Raw genomic sequence first — 15,391 nt, 5'->3', positions numbered from 1 at the left:
CCCGGCCGAGCGGTGCCGGGCGGGTCCCGTGGGGCCCGTGGGACTGGGGTGGACTGGCGGAATCTACGCGCGTAACTGTATGCTGGTTCGACCACGCCGTATAACCACCGCTAGACCACCCCAGCATCTGCCTGACGCAGAGTTGGCGCGACCGCTCGGCGGCCGCGGTCCGACCCCGGTAACCACCGGGCCGACCCGGTATCTACCCCGGTCGACGCGCGAGAGGACGACTCTCGGCGCCGTCGGGGCTCCACCATGCCCTGCCGCGCTACCAGGCAGCAGGAAGGACCGACCGTGACGGCCCGCCGAACGGTCGAGAACGCCGCGCACACCAGCGCGGACACCACCGCAGCCCAGCCCCCCGCCCGCGTCGGGTACGGCGAGCTGCTGCGCACCCCCGGAGCCTGGACCTTCCTGGCACCCGCCCTCGTCGCACGACTGCCGTACGCGATGCTCAGCATGGGCATCCTGCTGCTCGTCACCCAGACCCACGGCTCGTACGGCACCGCCGGCACCGTCACCGCCGTCGCCGCCGTCGCCCAGGCCCTGATCGGGCCGCAGACCGGGCGACTGGCCGACCGGTACGGGCAGGCCTCGGTGCTCGTACCGACCGTGCTGGTGCACGCCGTCTCGGTCGGCGCGCTGATCGCGCTGGCGCTCGGGCACGCGCCGGCCTGGAGCCTGTTCCTGGCCGCCGTCCCGGCCGGCGCGAGCGTGCCCCAGATCGGCGCGATGGTCCGGGCCCGCTGGGTGGCCCGGTTCACCGCCGACGGCCCGTCCGACGCCTCGGCGGCCCGGGTCAGCACCGCCTTCGCCTTCGAGTCCGTGACGGACGAGTTCACCTTCGTGATCGGCCCGATCCTGGCCTCCGGCATCGCGGCCCTCGCCAGCCCGGCGACCGCCCTGGCCGCCGAGGCCGCGCTGACCCTCGTCGGCGGCCTGGCCTTCGCCGCCCAGCGGCGCACCGCCCCCGCCCGGATCGTGCCGCAGCCCGGCACCAAGCGCGCCTCGGCGCTCGCCTCCCCCGGCGTCCGGCTGCTGGCCGGGACCTTCCTCGGGGTCGGCGCGGTGTTCGGCGGCATGCAGGTCTCGGTGAACGCCTTCGCCGACTCGGTCGGGCAGCACAGCGCGGGCGGCACCGTGTACGGGATCTTCGCGGGCGGCTCGATGCTGGCCGGCGTGCTGTACGGCGTGATCGCCTGGCGGCGGCCCGTCCAGCAGCGGATGCTGATGAGCTACGCGCTGCTCGTGCTGGGCTGCTCCACGCTGTGGGCGATGCCGAACCTGGTCGCGCTGACCGTCGCCGGGCTGGTCTGCGGCCTGGCCATCGCACCGACCCTGATCAGCGGCTACACCCTGGTCGAGACGCTGGTCGCGGACGGCGCCAAGACGGAGGCCTTCACCTGGCTGACCGGCGCCATCGGCCTCGGCCTCGCGGTCGGCTCGATGGCGGCGGGGAAGCTGATCGACGGCCACGGGCCGTCCACCGGGTTCCTGGTGCCGGTGATCGGCGCCGGACTGGGCCTGGTCGCGCTGTACTCGATGCGGCACCTGCTGGTGGCGCCCGGGGCGGGATCGACCCGGATCGTCGCGGGCTCGGCGGTGGGCGCCGGGACCGGCGCGGCGGCGGGCTCCGGCGAGCGTGGGGGCGCCCAGCAGCTGGTGGGGGCGGCCAAGGGCTGAGCGGGGCACGGGCGGGGGCCGCGTGCGGGCGGTGGTCGAGCGGCCGGGCCCGGTCGCATGTCACACCGGAGTCGCTGGACTGATCCAGCGGAATACCGCATCATTGACCATCGTTAGCACTCATCAGGCGAGAGTGCCAGGAGGAAGACAAGTGCCCACGTACCAGTACCAGTGCACCGAGTGCGGCAACGGCCTGGAGGCGGTGCAGAAGTTCACCGACGAGGCGCTGACCACGTGCCCCGACTGCCAGGGACGGCTCCGCAAGGTCTTCTCTGCGGTGGGTGTCGTGTTCAAGGGTTCCGGCTTCTACCGGACCGACAGCCGCTCCTCCTCCAGCAGCTCGGTCAGCTCCGGGTCCTCGACGTCCTCGACGTCGTCCACCCCGTCGCCCGCGCCGAGCACGGGCTCCTCGGCCCCGTCCAGCCCGGCTCCGGCCTCGAGCTGACGCCGCTCCCGGGACGGCGACGACCCGGGCGCCCAGCACGTTTTCGGTAAGGCCCGTCGGCCCCGCTTCCACGCGGGGACGGCGGGCCTTTCCGCGTTCCGGCGCCTTCGCGTGCCGGCGTCTCCTCGTCCCGGCGTCCCGCCGTACCGCTTCCGACACCTCGGGCGGGTCGGATCCACCCGTGCGGGTGTACGGAGCCGTCCGCGGGGGCGGGTTGTCCACAGGCTGGGGGAAACGGCTTCCCGGAGCCGTCCGGGGTGCGCATCGTGGGGTCGTCAGCCGGTCCACCGGGGCCGGCCGCCCGAACCCCCGGAGGTGCGTCCATGACGACCGTGAGCTTCTCCGTCCCGCTGCCCGCGCCCGCCGTACCGCCCCGGCAGGAGCTGCCCGGCTTCCCGCCGATCCGGCGCGGGTGCGGCGGCTGGCACCGCTGGCGCAGCGCGGCGCGGCGGTCCGGGGTGCCCGCGCTGGTGCTGCTCGCGGTGGCCGCGGCGCTCGCGTTCGGGCCCGCCCGGGCCGGGCTGCCGCCGACCGGCGGGGGTGCGCTGGGCCGGACGGGTTGTCAATCCGGAGCCGCGGAAGATCACCCGTGACCTGGCGACGACTTCGTCGTTCGAGGCGGCATGAAGGGCTTCAAGGAATTCCTGCTGCGCGGAAATGTCGTCGAACTCGCCGTCGCCGTGGTCATCGGCGCGGCGTTCACCAGCATCGTCAACGCCTTCGTCAAGGGCGTGATCAACCCGATCGTCGGTGTGTTCGGAACGAAGGACCTGGGTTCCTACAGTTCCTGCCTCAAGGGGCCCTGCGAGGTGAGCCCGACCGGTGAGGTCACGTCCGGAATCCTCATCCTGTGGGGGTCGGTGCTCAGCGCCGTCCTGCAGTTCCTGATCACCGCGGCCGTCGTCTACTTCGTCCTGATCGTGCCCATGAACCGGATGGCGGCCCGCCGCACGTCGTTCGCCGAGGAGGCGGCGGAGGCAGAGGCCAAGGAGGTCCAACTGCTGACCGAGATCCGCGACGCACTGGTCGCGCCGATGCGCTGAGGCGCGGACCGTCCGTCCCGGTACGTTTCCCTGCCCGTTCCCTCAGTCCCCGTGGTGCGGCGGGCGCTGGCTCAGGTACCAGTCCAGCCCCCGCCCACCGCTTCCTCCCGCTCCGGAGCCCTCGCTCCAGCCGGCGTCGGTGTCGTCCCGCGACTGCTGGTCCAGCGGGTCCCGGAAGACCAGCCGGGCCTTGGCCGCGGCCTCCTTCCGGCGGGCCTGGTCCTGGCTCCGGTGCTCCTGGGCCTGGGGCCGGTCCTGGTCCTGGTCCTGGGCCTGGTCCGTCGGCCGTTCCTGTTCCCGCTCGCTCACCCTGTCCACTCCGTCGCTCACATCGCCCTGCCCGTCACGTCCTACCCTCCAGCCTAAGAGCCCCGCGGCACGCCTCGGGCCCTGGTGCGGAGCGCTCCGCATCAGGGCCCGGGTGGGGCTCGGCAGGCCGTCGGTGCCTGGGGCCGGGGCCTGGGTCAGGCGCCTGGGTCAGGCGGTCTGGGTCAGGCGGCCTCGAAGCCCGCATGGTCGGCGATCTTCTTCAGCTCGGCCAGCGCGTGCTTCTCGATCTGGCGGATCCGCTCACGGGTGAGGCCGTGCTGCTTGCCCACCTCGGTCAGGGTGCGCTCGCGGCCGTCCTCCATCCCGTAGCGGGACCGGATGATCGAGGCCGTGCGGTCGTCCAACCGCCCGATCAGGCCGTCCAGTTCCTCACGGCGGAGCATGACCATCACGGCGTCCTCGGGGGACGTCGCCCCGGTGTCCTCCACCAGGTCGCCGAACTGGGTCTCGCCCTCGTCGTCCACGGACATGTTGAGGCTGACCGGGTCGCGCGCCCAGTCCAGCACGTCCTTGATCCGGGCCTCGGTGGTGTCCAACTCGGCCGCGATCTCGGCCGGCTCGGCCTCGCGGCCCAGCTCCTTGGACTTCTCGCGCTGCACCCGGCGGATCCGCCCCAGCTCCTCCACCAGGTGCACGGGCAGCCGGATGGTGCGGGACTGGTCGGCGATGGACCGGGTGATCGCCTGCCGGATCCACCACGTCGCGTACGTGGAGAACTTGAAGCCCTTGGCGTAGTCGAACTTCTCGACGGCGCGCACCAGGCCCGCGTTGCCCTCCTGGATGAGGTCCAGCAGCGGGAGGCCGCTGCGCGGGTAGCGGCGGGCGACCGCCACCACGAGCCGGAGGTTGGAGCGGATGAAGACGTCCTTGGCGCGCTCGGCGTCGGCGGCTATCGCCTCCAGCTCCTCGCGCGTGGCGCCGCTGGGGAGTTCGTCCCCCTCCAGCAGGTGCTGGGCGTACACGCCGGCCTCGATCCGCAGCGAGAGCTCGACCTCCTCGGCGGCATCGAGCAGGGGCGTCCTGGCGATCTCGTCGAGGTACATGCCGACCAGGTCACGGTCGGCCTCGAAGTTGGTCGGGCGGGCCGCGCGAGTCCGGTCGGCCCTGTCGCGAACGACGGCACGGGTGGCCATGCTTGCTCCCTTTGCTGGTGGTTGCCGAGGTCTGCCTGCCTGCCCGGAGGGCAAGAAGTGCGGGCCCCGCGGGGCTCACACGTAACGATCCAACGAACAGATTCCGGACAACATTCCCAAGTCACTCAGATTCTTCCGCGAGATGCAGTATCCTGCCGGTTTTCACCCCGACTTTGGACGCTCGGTGACCACCCGGGCACATCCCGTGCCCTCATCCGACCGCTCCGGGGGAGTTTTCTTCACTCGACCCTCACGTGCGCGTCGCCTCTTCGTTGAACCCGCGAACGGGCGCCGGCGTTCCCATGCGCCCCCGCTTCCGCCCGCGCCCACGCCCCCGCGCGCGCAGGACCTCCTCACAAACGATGCCAAATCGCTATCACTCGAGCTCCTGATCCGCACGGGACACTGGGAAGGTGTCAGCCATGCACCTGACCAACAGCACGACCTCCGTCACTGCGCGTAACCGCAGTCTCCTTCGGGACGCCGCACTCGCGGCGGGCTGTGCCGCGCTGTTCGGCCTCCTGGCGGCCCTGGTGACGAGCCACTGGCACCCGCTGATCAGCTTCGACCAGGAGTGGATCGGCGAACTGCACACCTACGCCCGGGACCACCGGATCTGGACCGCCGCGGTGCAGACGCTCTCGGACATCGGCGGCACCATCACGATGCGTACACTCCTCGGGATCGCCGCCGTCTGGCTCTGGTTGATCGGCGCCCGGGTCCTGGCCGGCTGGGTGGCCGCCCAGACCCTGGTCGGCTGGGGCGGCCAGTGGGCCCTGAAACTGGCCTTCGACCGCGCTCGGCCCACCTTCTCCGACCCGGTCTCGCACGCCGGCGGCCCGGCCTTCCCCTCCGGCCACGCCATGGCCTCGGCGATCACCTGCGCCGTGCTGGTCGGCCTGCTCTGGTACCGGGTCGGCCGCCGGGGCCGGATCGCCGCCTGCGCGGTGGCGGCCGTCACCGTGCTGACCATCGGCTGGACCCGGGTCGCGCTCGGCGTGCACTGGCCCAGCGACGTCCTGGGCGGCTGGCTCGCCGCCGGGTTCGTGCTGGGCGCCGTGACCACCGTGATCGAGCTCTGGCGGCCCGGCGCGCTCGCCCGTGACGTGCGGCGGGTCAACTGGCGCACCAGGCCCAGGGTCCAGCGGGTCATCGTGCCCTCCGTCCGGCCGCCCCGCAGCGCCGACCCGCTGGACGACGCCCCCCTCGGCGACGGGGTGCTCGACGACGGCGTGCCGGACGACGGCCTGCTCGGCGACGGGGTGCTCGACGACGGTGCACTCGACGACGTCTCACTCGACGGCGGTGTGCGCGACGGGACCGCCGACCGGCCGAACCGGACCGCCCGCTGAGGGCCCGTCACCGGCCCTCGGCCCTCCGCTAGCGTGACGGCCATGTCCACCACCCCTGTTCCCGACTCCGCCGTCGCCGCCGGATACCCCGAGCGGCCGCTGCGGATCGCCACCGTCCAGGCCCAGGCCGTGGCCGGCGACATAGCCGCCAACGCCGTCCAGGCCGCCGAGCTGATCCGCGAGGCCGCCGGGGCCGGTGCCCGGCTGGTGCTGTTCACCGAGAAGTTCCTCTCCGGGTACGAGCCCGAGCTGATCCGCGCCGACCCGCGCGAGTACACCGTCCAGCCCGGCGATCCCCGCCTCGCGCCGATCGCCGACGCCTGCCGGGAGACGGGGACCGTCGCCGTCGTCGGCGCCGCCGTCCAGGACGGTGCCGATCTGCGGATCTCCGCCCTCGTCCTCGGCGCGGACGGCGAACTGGTCACCCGCTACGACAAGCAGTACCTGTTCAAGACCGAACGCGACCTCTACCGCCCCGGGACGGCCGGCTGCACCCTGGAACTGGACGGCTGGCGGCTCGGCCTGGGCGTCTGCTACGACTCCGGCTTCCCCGAGCACGCCCGCGCCGCCGCCCTCGACGGCTGCCATGCCTACCTGGTCGGCGCGCTGTTCAGCAGAGGCCACGGCCACCACGAGTCCCGCGTCTGGTTCCCGGCCCGGGCACTCGACAACACCCTCTACACGGTGCTCGCCAACCACATCGGCCGCACCGGCCCCTGGCACACCTGCGGCGGCAGCGCGGTCTGGGGCCCCGACGGCCGCCTGCTCGCCGAGGCGAGCGAGGACCGCCGCGAGGTCGTCGTCGTCGACCTCGACCCGGCCGTCCTGCGCACCACCCGCGAGAACGAGACCCTCCTCGCCGACCTCGCCTTGGCAGCCGGCCGGCCGACCGAGCCCCGCACCCGGATCAAGCTGTCCTGAACCGGGCCGGTGGTCGGGCTGCCCCGGGGAAACGGCGCAGGCCCCCGCCCGGAGTGGGCGGGGGCCTGCGACCCGCGTGAATGTGCCCCAGGCAGGATTCGAACCTGCGACACCGGCTTTAGGAGAGCCGTGCTCTATCCCCTGAGCTACTGAGGCGTGGCCCGGCTGTGACGAGGCCGGTCACAGCGTACCGGATCGGGGGTGCGGAGCGGTGTGGTGGACGGGATGCGTACGGGGGCGTGGGTGCCGACGGGGCGTCAGGGCGGGTCAAGTAGCCTGCCGGAATGTGCCCGATCCGCCCCGGCACACCGCGCAAAGGAGACGAAGGACCAGATGAGACCTGCTGTGCGCCCGGTCGTCCGGCTGTTGGAGCAGGTGTGGTGGTGGCCGGCGCTGGTGACGCTGGCGGTGGGCGGTTACCGGCTCGGGACGCCGGACCTGTGGCGGGACGAGATCGCGACCGCGACGGTGGCCACCCGCTCGCTGGGCGACCTGCTGCGGCTGCTCCAGCACATAGACGCCAGCAACGGCGTCTACTACCTGCTGATGCACGGCTGGACCGCGGTGTTCGGCGACTCGACGGTGGCGCTGCGGACACCGTCCGTCCTGGCGATGGCGGGGGCGGCCGCGTTCGTGGCGCTCACCGCCCGGCGGCTGTTCGGCGGCCGGGTGGCGGCGGTCGGCGCCGGGCTGCTGTTCGCGGTGGTGCCGCTGGTCTCCCGGTACGCCCAGGAGGCGCGCTCGTACGCGTTGGTGACCTGCGCGGTCGCGGCCTCCGCCTTCTTCCTGCTGCGGGCGCTGGAGCGGCCGACCTGGCGGCGCTGGGCGCCCTACAGCGCCGCGATGGCCCTGGCGGGCGCGGGGCACCTGATCTCGTTGAGCACGGTGGCCGGACAGGTCGCCCTGGTCGGGCTGCACCTGTGGCGCACCCGGGCGGCGGCGGACCGGCGGCTGCTGTGGCGGTACCCGCTGGCGGTCGCGGTCGCGGCGGTGCCGGTGCTGCCGGTGGTCCTGCTGGGCAGCCGCCAGTCGGACCGGCAGCTCGGCTGGATAACCACGCCGTCGCTCCGTCGCCTGGCCGAGTTCGGCCAGCACCTGTTCGGCTCGGACCTGGTCTTCTTCGCCTTCGTGCTGCTGGCGCTCCCGGCGCTGGCGCTGCCCGGCCGGCGGCTGCAGGCCTGGCAGGTGCTGCTGCTCGCCGAGCTGCCGGTGCTGGCCGTCTGGCTGGTGTCGCGCCTGGGCGGCACCTCGTACTTCATCGACCGGTACCTGCTGTTCACGGTGCCCGCCTGGGCGGTGCTGGCCGGGGGCGGGGTCGGGGCGGTGTACGGGGCGGTGGCGGCCCGCGCGCGGCGCGGGACGACGCCCCGGCGGGCGGTCGCGGCGGCCGGGCTGCTGGCGGGTGCGCTGCTCGCCGTGCCGGCCGTGGCGGCCCTGCCCGCGCAGCCCCCGGTGCGGTACGTCGGCTCGCACAACGACTCGGAGGAGCCGTACAAGGCCGCCGCCCGGACCATCGCGGCGGGCTACCGCGCCGGGGACGGGATGGCGGCCCCGCTGGGCGACCAGTCCTGGGCGATGGTCTGGCCCGGCGTCGGCTACTACCTGCCGTCGGACGTCCGGCCGTACCCGGTCTTCGTGGCGCGGAGCGCCGACGACGCCGAGGACCTGTCGCCGACGCCCTGCCCGGCGCCGGAGGACTGCCTGGGCCCGGCGTCCCGGATCTGGCTGCTGGTCCTCGGCGACACCGCGGACCCGCTGGGCGCCATGCCGACGGACCAGGCCCAGGTGCTCCGGACCCGGTACGGCGCCCCGGACCAGGTGACGCCGCTGGGCGGGTTCACTCTCGCGCTGCTCGACCCCACCACCTGATCACGGAGGCGGACCGGGACAGGGACAGGGACGCGGGAACGCCGAAGGGGAGCCGGTCCGTACCGGCTCCCCTTCGTTGTTCCCGCGGCGGCCCAACCGCTTTCAGCGGCCTCGGCCGCTCAGCGGTTCCGCCGGCTCACAGCGTGCGCAGCAGCCGGGACTGGATGGACGGCGGGTTGAGGTCCGCCTGGAGGGCCACCGGGACCTCCACCTTGTCCTCGCCGGCGCCCACCCGCAGCACGCCGACCTCCTTGCCCGCCTTCTCGGTGTGGCCGATCTTCGACGCGTCCAGGGTGACCGTGCCGGAGATGCCGGGGAAGCCGGCCACCGTCAGGTCCTTGGTCGCCACGACCTGGACCTTGCCGCCGAGCCCGTCGTCCACCGAGCCGACGACGTCGCCCTTCTTCACCACGGTCTGGCCGGTCAGGCCGTTCTGCGCGGCCTGGATCTGCTTGCCGCTGACCTTCAGCACGGTCGGCAGGATCCCGTCGCCCGGGGCGGACGAGGTGGCCGGCTGGCCCAGGGTGACGCCGAGGATCAGCCGCTTCACGCCGCCGATCTCCTTGTAGGCGGCCCACATCAGGCAGCCGCCGGCCGGGGTGCTGGAGCCGGTCTTGATGCCGATGACGCCGGTCTTCGGGTTGATCAGGTTGTTGGTGTTGGGGATCTTCACGTTGTTGAAGTTGGTCTCCGGGGTGGAGACGATCTGCCGGAAGATCTCGTCCTGCATGACCTGCTCGGCCAACTTCAGCTGGTCCTTGGCGGTGGACTTGGTGTCCGCGTTGTAGCCCGCCGGGTCCGCGTAGATGCTGTTGGTCATGCCGAACTTGGCCGCGGTGTCGTTCATCAGCTTGACGAACGCGTCCTCGGAGCCGGAGTGGTAGCGGGCGAGCAGCCGGGCCACGTTGTTGGCCGAGGGCAGCATCAGCAGCTCCAGCGCCTGGTACTCGGTGAGCACCTGGCCCTCGGTGAGCGTCACCCGGGACTCGTCGGCGTTGCCGGACTCCTGCGCGGCCTGCTTGTCGACGGTGATCTTCGGGCCGCTCTCGCCCTTCTTCAGCGGGAACTTCTGCAGGATCAGATAGGCGTTCATCACCTTGGTGACGCTGGCGATCGAGGCCGGCGTCTCCTGGCCCGAGCTGCCGAGGCTGCCGACGCCGACCACCTCGGCGGCGGACTGGCCCTTGGCCGGCCAGGCGACGTCGAGCTGGTCACCGGAGAAGTTGTAGCTGCCGGTGGCGGTCATCTTCGTCTTGGGGTCCGGCAGCGGGCGCAGCAGCTGGGCCACCACGGCCGCGCCGAGCACCACGGCGAGGAAGACGGTCCAGATGGTGACCCGCTTGAGGGCGCGGCGCAGCGGCGAGACCGGCCGGGCGTTGAGGGTGGCCAGCACCTCCATCGCCTCCGCCGTGTTCTCCGGCGAGGGCAGCGGTTCCGGGGCGGGCAGCGGCTCGGGCGCGGGCAGCGGCGGGACCGGGGGCACCGGCCGCGGGTCGGGCTCGGGCAGCGGCTTCGGCGGGGGGACCGGCGCCGGCACGGGCGCGGGCTTGGGCCTGGGGGCCGGCTCCGGCGCGGGCTCGGGCTCGGGGAGGGGGGCCGGCTCGGGGGGCTCGGGCACCGTCCCGGCCGCCGGGGCGGCGGGGGCGCGCAGCGGCTTGGGCTTCTCCAGCTTCTCGGCCTGGCCCGGCTTCTGACCCGGCTGCCCGGTCGTGGTCAGCGTGACGGGGGCGGCGTCGGCGGGAATGGGCTCGCCGGACTCGGTGGGCTCGTCGGATTCGGCACCCTCGGCACCCTCGGCGGCCGCGGCGGCCGCGGCGCTCGCGGCCTTCTCCGGCTGCCCGGTCTTCTCAGCCTTCTCGGCCTTCTCGGTCTTCTCGGTCTTCTCAGCCGTCGTGGCCGACGCGTCAGCGCTCTCGACGGCCCCTGATCCGGCGTCCGTTCCGGTGTCCGATCCGGTGTCGGCGTCGGCGGGTTCGGCCGCCTTCTCCTCCCCCTTCGCGTCCCCCTTCTCCGCCGCCTTCCCCGCGGCAGCGGCGGCCGCCGCTGCCGTCCGCATGGCGAGACGGGGGTCGGTCGTGGACGGACGCTCGGCGGGCTCCTTCACGCCGGCGGCCGCCGACGGCGACTCCTTCTTCTCCCCCTCACCACCCGAACTCCCCTTGCCGGCGGCCTTCACCAGCTCGTCGGGCAGCCGCAGCGCGGTGGTCCTGTTGTCCACCGGAAGCCGCAGCATCGTCGTCTTGCTGTCCACATCCCGGACGCGGAGCTGCACGGTCGAGCCGGCCTTGGCCCCCGCCGCCGGAGCGCCGTCGGCCCCCTTCGCCGACGCCTCCCCCGACGTCTTCGGGCGCGCCTCGCCGGAGGTCTTCGCAGAGCTGTCCGGGGTGCCGTCCGAGGCGGCTTCGGCGGTCGCCCCGGCAGCGTCCGGGCCGGACCCACCCGCCGAGGAGTCCGCGGCTTCCGCGGAAGCCGCGCTCCCGACCGGCTCCGCGGACTCGACCGGCCCGGCGGCCCCGGCGGCACCGGCCGCCGTCGCACCGGTCCGTTCGCGCTCGCGGTCCCGCTCCCGCTCGCCGTCCCTCAGCACCCTGTCGGGGGACTCGCCCACGTATCCCAGCCTCCTCAACGCCCGGCGGGGCACCGGCGAACCCGATTTCGGGAAGCCGACGCCCCGCCCCGTGTACCTGTACAGTCTCCGCCACCGGCGGCCGTTCCCACCGCGCACACCCCGCCCGACCGGCGCTTATTGCCGCCGCACGGCCGGACCGCGGCCTGTTCACCGGTCAGACGCCGGGCCCGCGGCCGCCGGTTCCGCGCCTTCACCGCAAGGTCACGATTCGGAGGCGTACTCGACAAGCCCGTGTGAGAGGCGTCACCCTGTCTCTCATCCACGCGGGGAGGCTTGGATGGGCAAGAGCCGCAGAACTGTTCCCGAGGAACTCTTGCTGCTCGCTTTGGACCCGACCACGGGTACCACGGCGCAGCCGCAGACCCTCGACCTCGGACTCGCCGGGGCCCAGCTCGTCGAGCTGTCCCTGGCCGGACGGATCGTACCGGAGGGAGACCGGATCGCAGTCGTGCTCGCACGGCCGACCGGCGACCCGACCCTTGACCACGCACTGGAACTGCTGCGCCGACGCGGCAGTCCGGTCCGCGCGGCGCACTGGATCGGAGGGCCACGGCTGGGGCTGCGACAGACCTATCTGGCGCACCTGGAGCGCTGCGGCATGGTGACGGCCGTGCCGGGCCAGGTGTGCGGGGTGCTGCCGACGACCCGGTACCAGGCGTCCGACGACTGCACCAACGCCGCGATCAAGCAGCGGCTGGACACCGCGATCCGCACCGGTGTGCCGCCGGACCCGCGGACCGCCGCACTGGCCGCGCTCGCCCACTCGGTGGGCCTGGGCAAGCACCTGTACCCGGGCAACGAGGGCCGGTCCTCGCGGTCACGGCTGCGCGACCTGATCCGGTACGACCCGCTCGGCGGGATGGTCGCGCACGCCGTGATGGACGTGCAGAACGGCCTGCCGACGCAGCAGAACCGTTCATCCCAAGGCGCCGGGGCCGCCCCGGCCGCCGCTGCCCGCTCCGGCGCCCGTACGGCGGCGGGCCGGGGCACGGGCGGGCGGGTCCCCGCCTCCCGGGTGGGCGTCCGTTGACCGGCGACTGAACGACCTCGGTCGCCCGACGGCGCGCGCCGCCTCGCCCACGCCCCCTGAGGCGCTGAGCGCCCCGGCGCGTGACCGGCACCACCCGTACGACCAGCGCCACCGGAACGACCGGCACCACCGCTACGACGAGCACCACCAGCAGCACCGAGGGGCGGTCGCCCCGCGACGCAAGTCGCCCGGCGACCGCCCCTCTTGCCGTCCCCGGGGCCCCGGCGGCCTGCCCCCGCACGTGCCGGTGGCATGTGCGGGACCGCCCGGGGGTACCCGTCGCACTATCTGTCCGAGTCGCCGAGTCGCATTACCACCTGGGGGCTTTCGCCGTCTCACAGAAGCGCTTTTCCGATGATCCGTTCTACCGCGCTGCTGTGATTCCCCGGCGCCGACCTGGCCCAAGGTGTCATGCTGCTCCAAGTCAGGGGGGTTGGTCCCAATGTCCGAAGTGTTCCGAGGACTGCCGTTCCAACGATCACCAGAGGTTCGGCCGGAGGTCGAAGTGTCCGCCAACGTCAATCCCACCGTCCGACGCCGACGTCTCGGTTCCGAGCTGCGCAAGCTCCGCGAGGGCCTCGGCATGACGGCCGAGGAGGTCGCCGGCCGGCTGATGGTCTCCCAGTCGAAGATCAGCCGACTGGAGAACGGCCGCCGCAGCATCAGCCAGCGGGACGTGCGCGACCTCTGCGACGTGTACAAGGTGGCCGACGAGCAGATGCGCGCCAGCCTCATGGAGATGGCCAAGGAGTCGCGCCAGCGCGGCTGGTGGCACGACTTCAACGACATGCCGACCCCGTACAGCGTCTACATCGGACTGGAGGCCGAGGCCTCCTCGATCCGCGCGTACGAGTCCTCCTTCGTCCCGGGCCTGCTGCAGACCGAGCAGTACGCCCAGGCCGTGGTCGAGGGCACCCAGCCGGACACCGACGCGGTCGCCGTGCAACGACGGGTCCAGGTCCGGATGAAGCGCCAGGAGCGCGTCCACGGCGAGAACCAGCTGGGCAGCCTGTGGACCGTCATAGACGAGGCGGCGCTGCGTCGCGAGGTCGGCAGCAAGGAGGTGATGGCCCGGCAGCTGCAGCAGATGCTGGAGCTCAGCCTGCGTTCGAACATCACCATCCAGGTGATCCCGTTCTCGCACGGCGCGCACCCCGGCATGACCGGGACATTCTCCCTGCTGGAGTTCCCGGAGTCAGCCGATTCCACGGTTGTCTACTTCGAAGGTGTGACGAGCGATCTCTACCTGGAGAAGGAGGCTGATGTGCGGCGCTATACCGGTCTGTACGACTACCTGAGAGCGGCCGCACTCGGTGTCGCGGAGAGCCGGTCGCTGATAGCCGACATCGAAAAGGACTTCCACGAATGATCACCCCGTCCGAGTACGGAACCCGATGGCGCAAGAGCAGTCACAGCGGCGGCCAAGGCGCCTGCGTGGAGATCGCCCTCCCCGGCGCGGGGGAGGTGGCGGTCCGGGACTCGAAGGATCCCAGGGGCCCCCAACTGCGGTTCTCCACCCAGGCCTGGAACGCCTTCGCCTCGGCGGCGGCGACCGGCGCCTTCGGCGAGCTGCCGGGCTGATCCCGTCGGGCGGTTCCCGTACCCGGACCAGTTGCCCGTAGCGCTGTCCGTCGCCCCGCGGCGGTCGGCGCTACGGGCAACTGCCGTTTCGGGCCGACGTGCAGGGCTGACGTACCCGGCCTTCCGCACCGGGCCGCCGCGCGGGCTGCCGCGCGGGCTGCCGCGCCAGGGTCCCGCCTCAGCCGCCCACCGGGTAGCGGGCGGACCAGTTGGCGCCCTCCGGCGTCCGCGGGTCGTGCAGTTCGGTGCCGTGCATCAGCTCCAGCACGAAGTCGTCGGCGAGTTCGAGGATCGCCTGGCGTCCCTCGACCCCGGCGACCAGGCCCGGCGGCAGCGCGGTGTCCCCGTGCAGCACCCCGAGCAGGTTGCCGCAGATCGAGCCGGTGGCGTCGCTGTCGCCGGAGTGGTTGACGGCGAGCAGCAGGCCCGAGCGGACGTCGTGGGCGACCAGCGCGCAGTAGACCCCGATCGCCAGCGCCTCCTCGGCGACCCAGCCCTCCCCCAGCGCCTCGACCCGGTCGGCCGAGGGCTCGCCGGCCCGGACGGCGTCCAGCGCGCCCCGCAGCGCGGTGGTGGTCTCCTCGTGCCCCTGCCGCTCGGAGAGCAGGGCCAGCGCGAGGTGGACCCCCTCCTCCAGGGTGCCGCCGCGGGCCACCGACTGGACGATCACCGCGAACGCGCCCGCCGCCAGGTAGCCGGTGGGGTGGCCGTGGGTGAGCACCGAGCACTCCACCGCCAGCTGGAAGACCAGGCCCGGCTCCCAGGTGGTGAGCAGGCCGAACGGCGCCGCCCGGACGACCGTGCCGCTGGCCTTGGAGTGCGGGTTCTTGGGCCGCTCCAGGGTGCCGAGCCGCTCGGCGTCGGGCCCGGTGAGGCCGGACAGGCAGCCCTGGCCGGGGGCCCGCTGGGCGTACAGCCACTCCTCGCGGCCGAGCCAGCCGAGGTCGGGGCGGCGCTCGTCCGGGCCCCAGTCGCGCTGGGTGGCGGCCCAGCGCAGGTAGGCCAGGTGCAGGTCGGTCGGCGGGTGCCAGCTGCCGGTGTCGCGCCGGATGTGGGCGCGGACGAGTCCGTCGACGGTGAACAGGCTGAGCTGGGTGTCGTCGGTGACGGCGCCGGTGCGCCCGTACGCGGGGACGTAGCCGGTGACGCCCTGCGGGCCGTGCTGGGCCCGGATCTTCTCCAGCGCCTCGAACTCGACGCCGGCGCCGAGCGCGTCGCCGACGGCCCCGCCGAGCAGGCAGCCCCGCACCCTGCTGCGGTAGTCCTGCTGCTGGGCGCGTGACCACAGTGGCATCACGACGGGGCGCCTTTCCTCGGGACGGGGGCCGCACGACGCTCGGCCGGTCGCGCGCCCTCGCACTGTACTTCGACGCCC

At 73.3% G+C, this 15,391-nt stretch carries 14 protein-coding genes and 1 tRNA gene; 10 read left to right on the top strand and 5 right to left on the bottom strand.

The window, feature by feature from the left end:
- Positions 1–294 precede the first annotated feature (294 nt).
- The 4 genes from IE332_RS36480 (at position 295) to mscL (ending at position 3,171) form a co-directional block, all read left to right on the top strand.
- Positions 295–1,683, top strand: coding sequence for an MFS transporter (locus IE332_RS36480; protein ID WP_229929194.1), 1,389 nt, complete (start codon positions 295–297; stop codon positions 1,681–1,683).
- A gap of 151 nt (positions 1,684–1,834) precedes the next feature.
- The gene (locus IE332_RS36475) at positions 1,835–2,128 is read left to right on the top strand and encodes an FmdB family zinc ribbon protein (RefSeq protein WP_189925218.1); all 294 of its coding nucleotides are present in this window, start codon (positions 1,835–1,837) and stop codon (positions 2,126–2,128) included.
- A gap of 323 nt (positions 2,129–2,451) precedes the next feature.
- A complete protein-coding gene (locus IE332_RS36470) occupies positions 2,452–2,721 on the top strand; it encodes a hypothetical protein (protein WP_189925216.1) in 270 nt (89 codons plus the stop codon).
- A gap of 30 nt (positions 2,722–2,751) precedes the next feature.
- On the top strand, positions 2,752–3,171 hold the full coding sequence (gene mscL, locus IE332_RS36465; RefSeq protein WP_189925214.1) for a large conductance mechanosensitive channel protein MscL: 420 nt from the start codon (positions 2,752–2,754) through the stop codon (positions 3,169–3,171).
- 42 nt (positions 3,172–3,213) lie between these two features.
- On the opposite strand, the gene IE332_RS36460 is transcribed toward mscL, so the two are convergent.
- On the bottom strand, positions 3,214–3,480 hold the full coding sequence (locus IE332_RS36460) for a hypothetical protein (protein WP_189925270.1): 267 nt from the start codon (positions 3,478–3,480) through the stop codon (positions 3,214–3,216).
- A 182-nt stretch (positions 3,481–3,662) separates the two neighbouring features.
- Positions 3,663–4,634 carry a sigma-70 family RNA polymerase sigma factor gene (locus IE332_RS36455; protein ID WP_189925211.1) on the bottom strand — a complete coding sequence of 324 codons (972 nt, stop codon included), beginning with the start codon at positions 4,632–4,634 and terminating at the stop codon, positions 3,663–3,665.
- 422 nt (positions 4,635–5,056) lie between these two features.
- Between IE332_RS36455 and IE332_RS36450 the strand changes: the two genes are divergently transcribed.
- Together IE332_RS36450 and IE332_RS36445 are read left to right on the top strand one after the other, a co-directional pair.
- The gene (locus IE332_RS36450; protein WP_189925208.1) at positions 5,057–5,986 is read left to right on the top strand and encodes a phosphatase PAP2 family protein; all 930 of its coding nucleotides are present in this window, start codon (positions 5,057–5,059) and stop codon (positions 5,984–5,986) included.
- A gap of 42 nt (positions 5,987–6,028) precedes the next feature.
- On the top strand, positions 6,029–6,907 hold the full coding sequence (locus IE332_RS36445) for a carbon-nitrogen hydrolase family protein (RefSeq protein ID WP_189925206.1): 879 nt from the start codon (positions 6,029–6,031) through the stop codon (positions 6,905–6,907).
- 83 nt (positions 6,908–6,990) lie between these two features.
- Here IE332_RS36445 and IE332_RS36440 read toward each other — a convergent pair.
- Positions 6,991–7,063: transfer RNA gene (locus IE332_RS36440), tRNA-Arg, on the bottom strand.
- Positions 7,064–7,240: 177 nt separating this feature from the next.
- Here IE332_RS36440 and IE332_RS36435 point away from each other — a divergent pair.
- Positions 7,241–8,776 carry a glycosyltransferase family 39 protein gene (locus IE332_RS36435; RefSeq protein ID WP_189925204.1) on the top strand — a complete coding sequence of 512 codons (1,536 nt, stop codon included), beginning with the start codon at positions 7,241–7,243 and terminating at the stop codon, positions 8,774–8,776.
- A 136-nt stretch (positions 8,777–8,912) separates the two neighbouring features.
- On the opposite strand, the gene IE332_RS36430 is transcribed toward IE332_RS36435, so the two are convergent.
- Positions 8,913–11,384, bottom strand: coding sequence for a D-alanyl-D-alanine carboxypeptidase family protein (locus IE332_RS36430; protein WP_189925202.1), 2,472 nt, complete (start codon positions 11,382–11,384; stop codon positions 8,913–8,915).
- A gap of 298 nt (positions 11,385–11,682) precedes the next feature.
- Here IE332_RS36430 and IE332_RS36425 point away from each other — a divergent pair, with 298 nt between their 5' ends.
- The 3 genes from IE332_RS36425 to IE332_RS36415 all read left to right on the top strand — a co-directional run bounded on the left by IE332_RS36425 (position 11,683) and on the right by IE332_RS36415 (position 14,016).
- Positions 11,683–12,435 (top strand): GOLPH3/VPS74 family protein, encoded by a 753-nt coding sequence (locus tag IE332_RS36425; RefSeq protein ID WP_189925200.1) that lies wholly within the window; start codon positions 11,683–11,685, stop codon positions 12,433–12,435.
- Between the two features lie 505 nt (positions 12,436–12,940).
- Positions 12,941–13,804, top strand: coding sequence for a helix-turn-helix domain-containing protein (locus IE332_RS36420; RefSeq protein ID WP_189925198.1), 864 nt, complete (start codon positions 12,941–12,943; stop codon positions 13,802–13,804).
- Complete coding sequence (locus IE332_RS36415; RefSeq protein WP_189925196.1) at positions 13,801–14,016, top strand: DUF397 domain-containing protein; 216 nt, start codon at positions 13,801–13,803, stop codon at positions 14,014–14,016. The genes IE332_RS36420 and IE332_RS36415 overlap by 4 nt, the downstream gene beginning before the upstream one ends.
- A 178-nt stretch (positions 14,017–14,194) precedes the next feature.
- On the opposite strand, the gene IE332_RS36410 is transcribed toward IE332_RS36415, so the two are convergent.
- A complete protein-coding gene (locus IE332_RS36410; protein WP_189925195.1) occupies positions 14,195–15,310 on the bottom strand; it encodes an ADP-ribosylglycohydrolase family protein in 1,116 nt (371 codons plus the stop codon).
- Positions 15,311–15,391 lie beyond the last annotated feature (81 nt).

It is taken from the genome of Kitasatospora xanthocidica, assembly GCF_014656195.1.
Taxonomy (GTDB): domain Bacteria; phylum Actinomycetota; class Actinomycetes; order Streptomycetales; family Streptomycetaceae; genus Kitasatospora; species Kitasatospora xanthocidica.
This window is presented reverse-complemented; position numbering and strand designations above follow the sequence as displayed.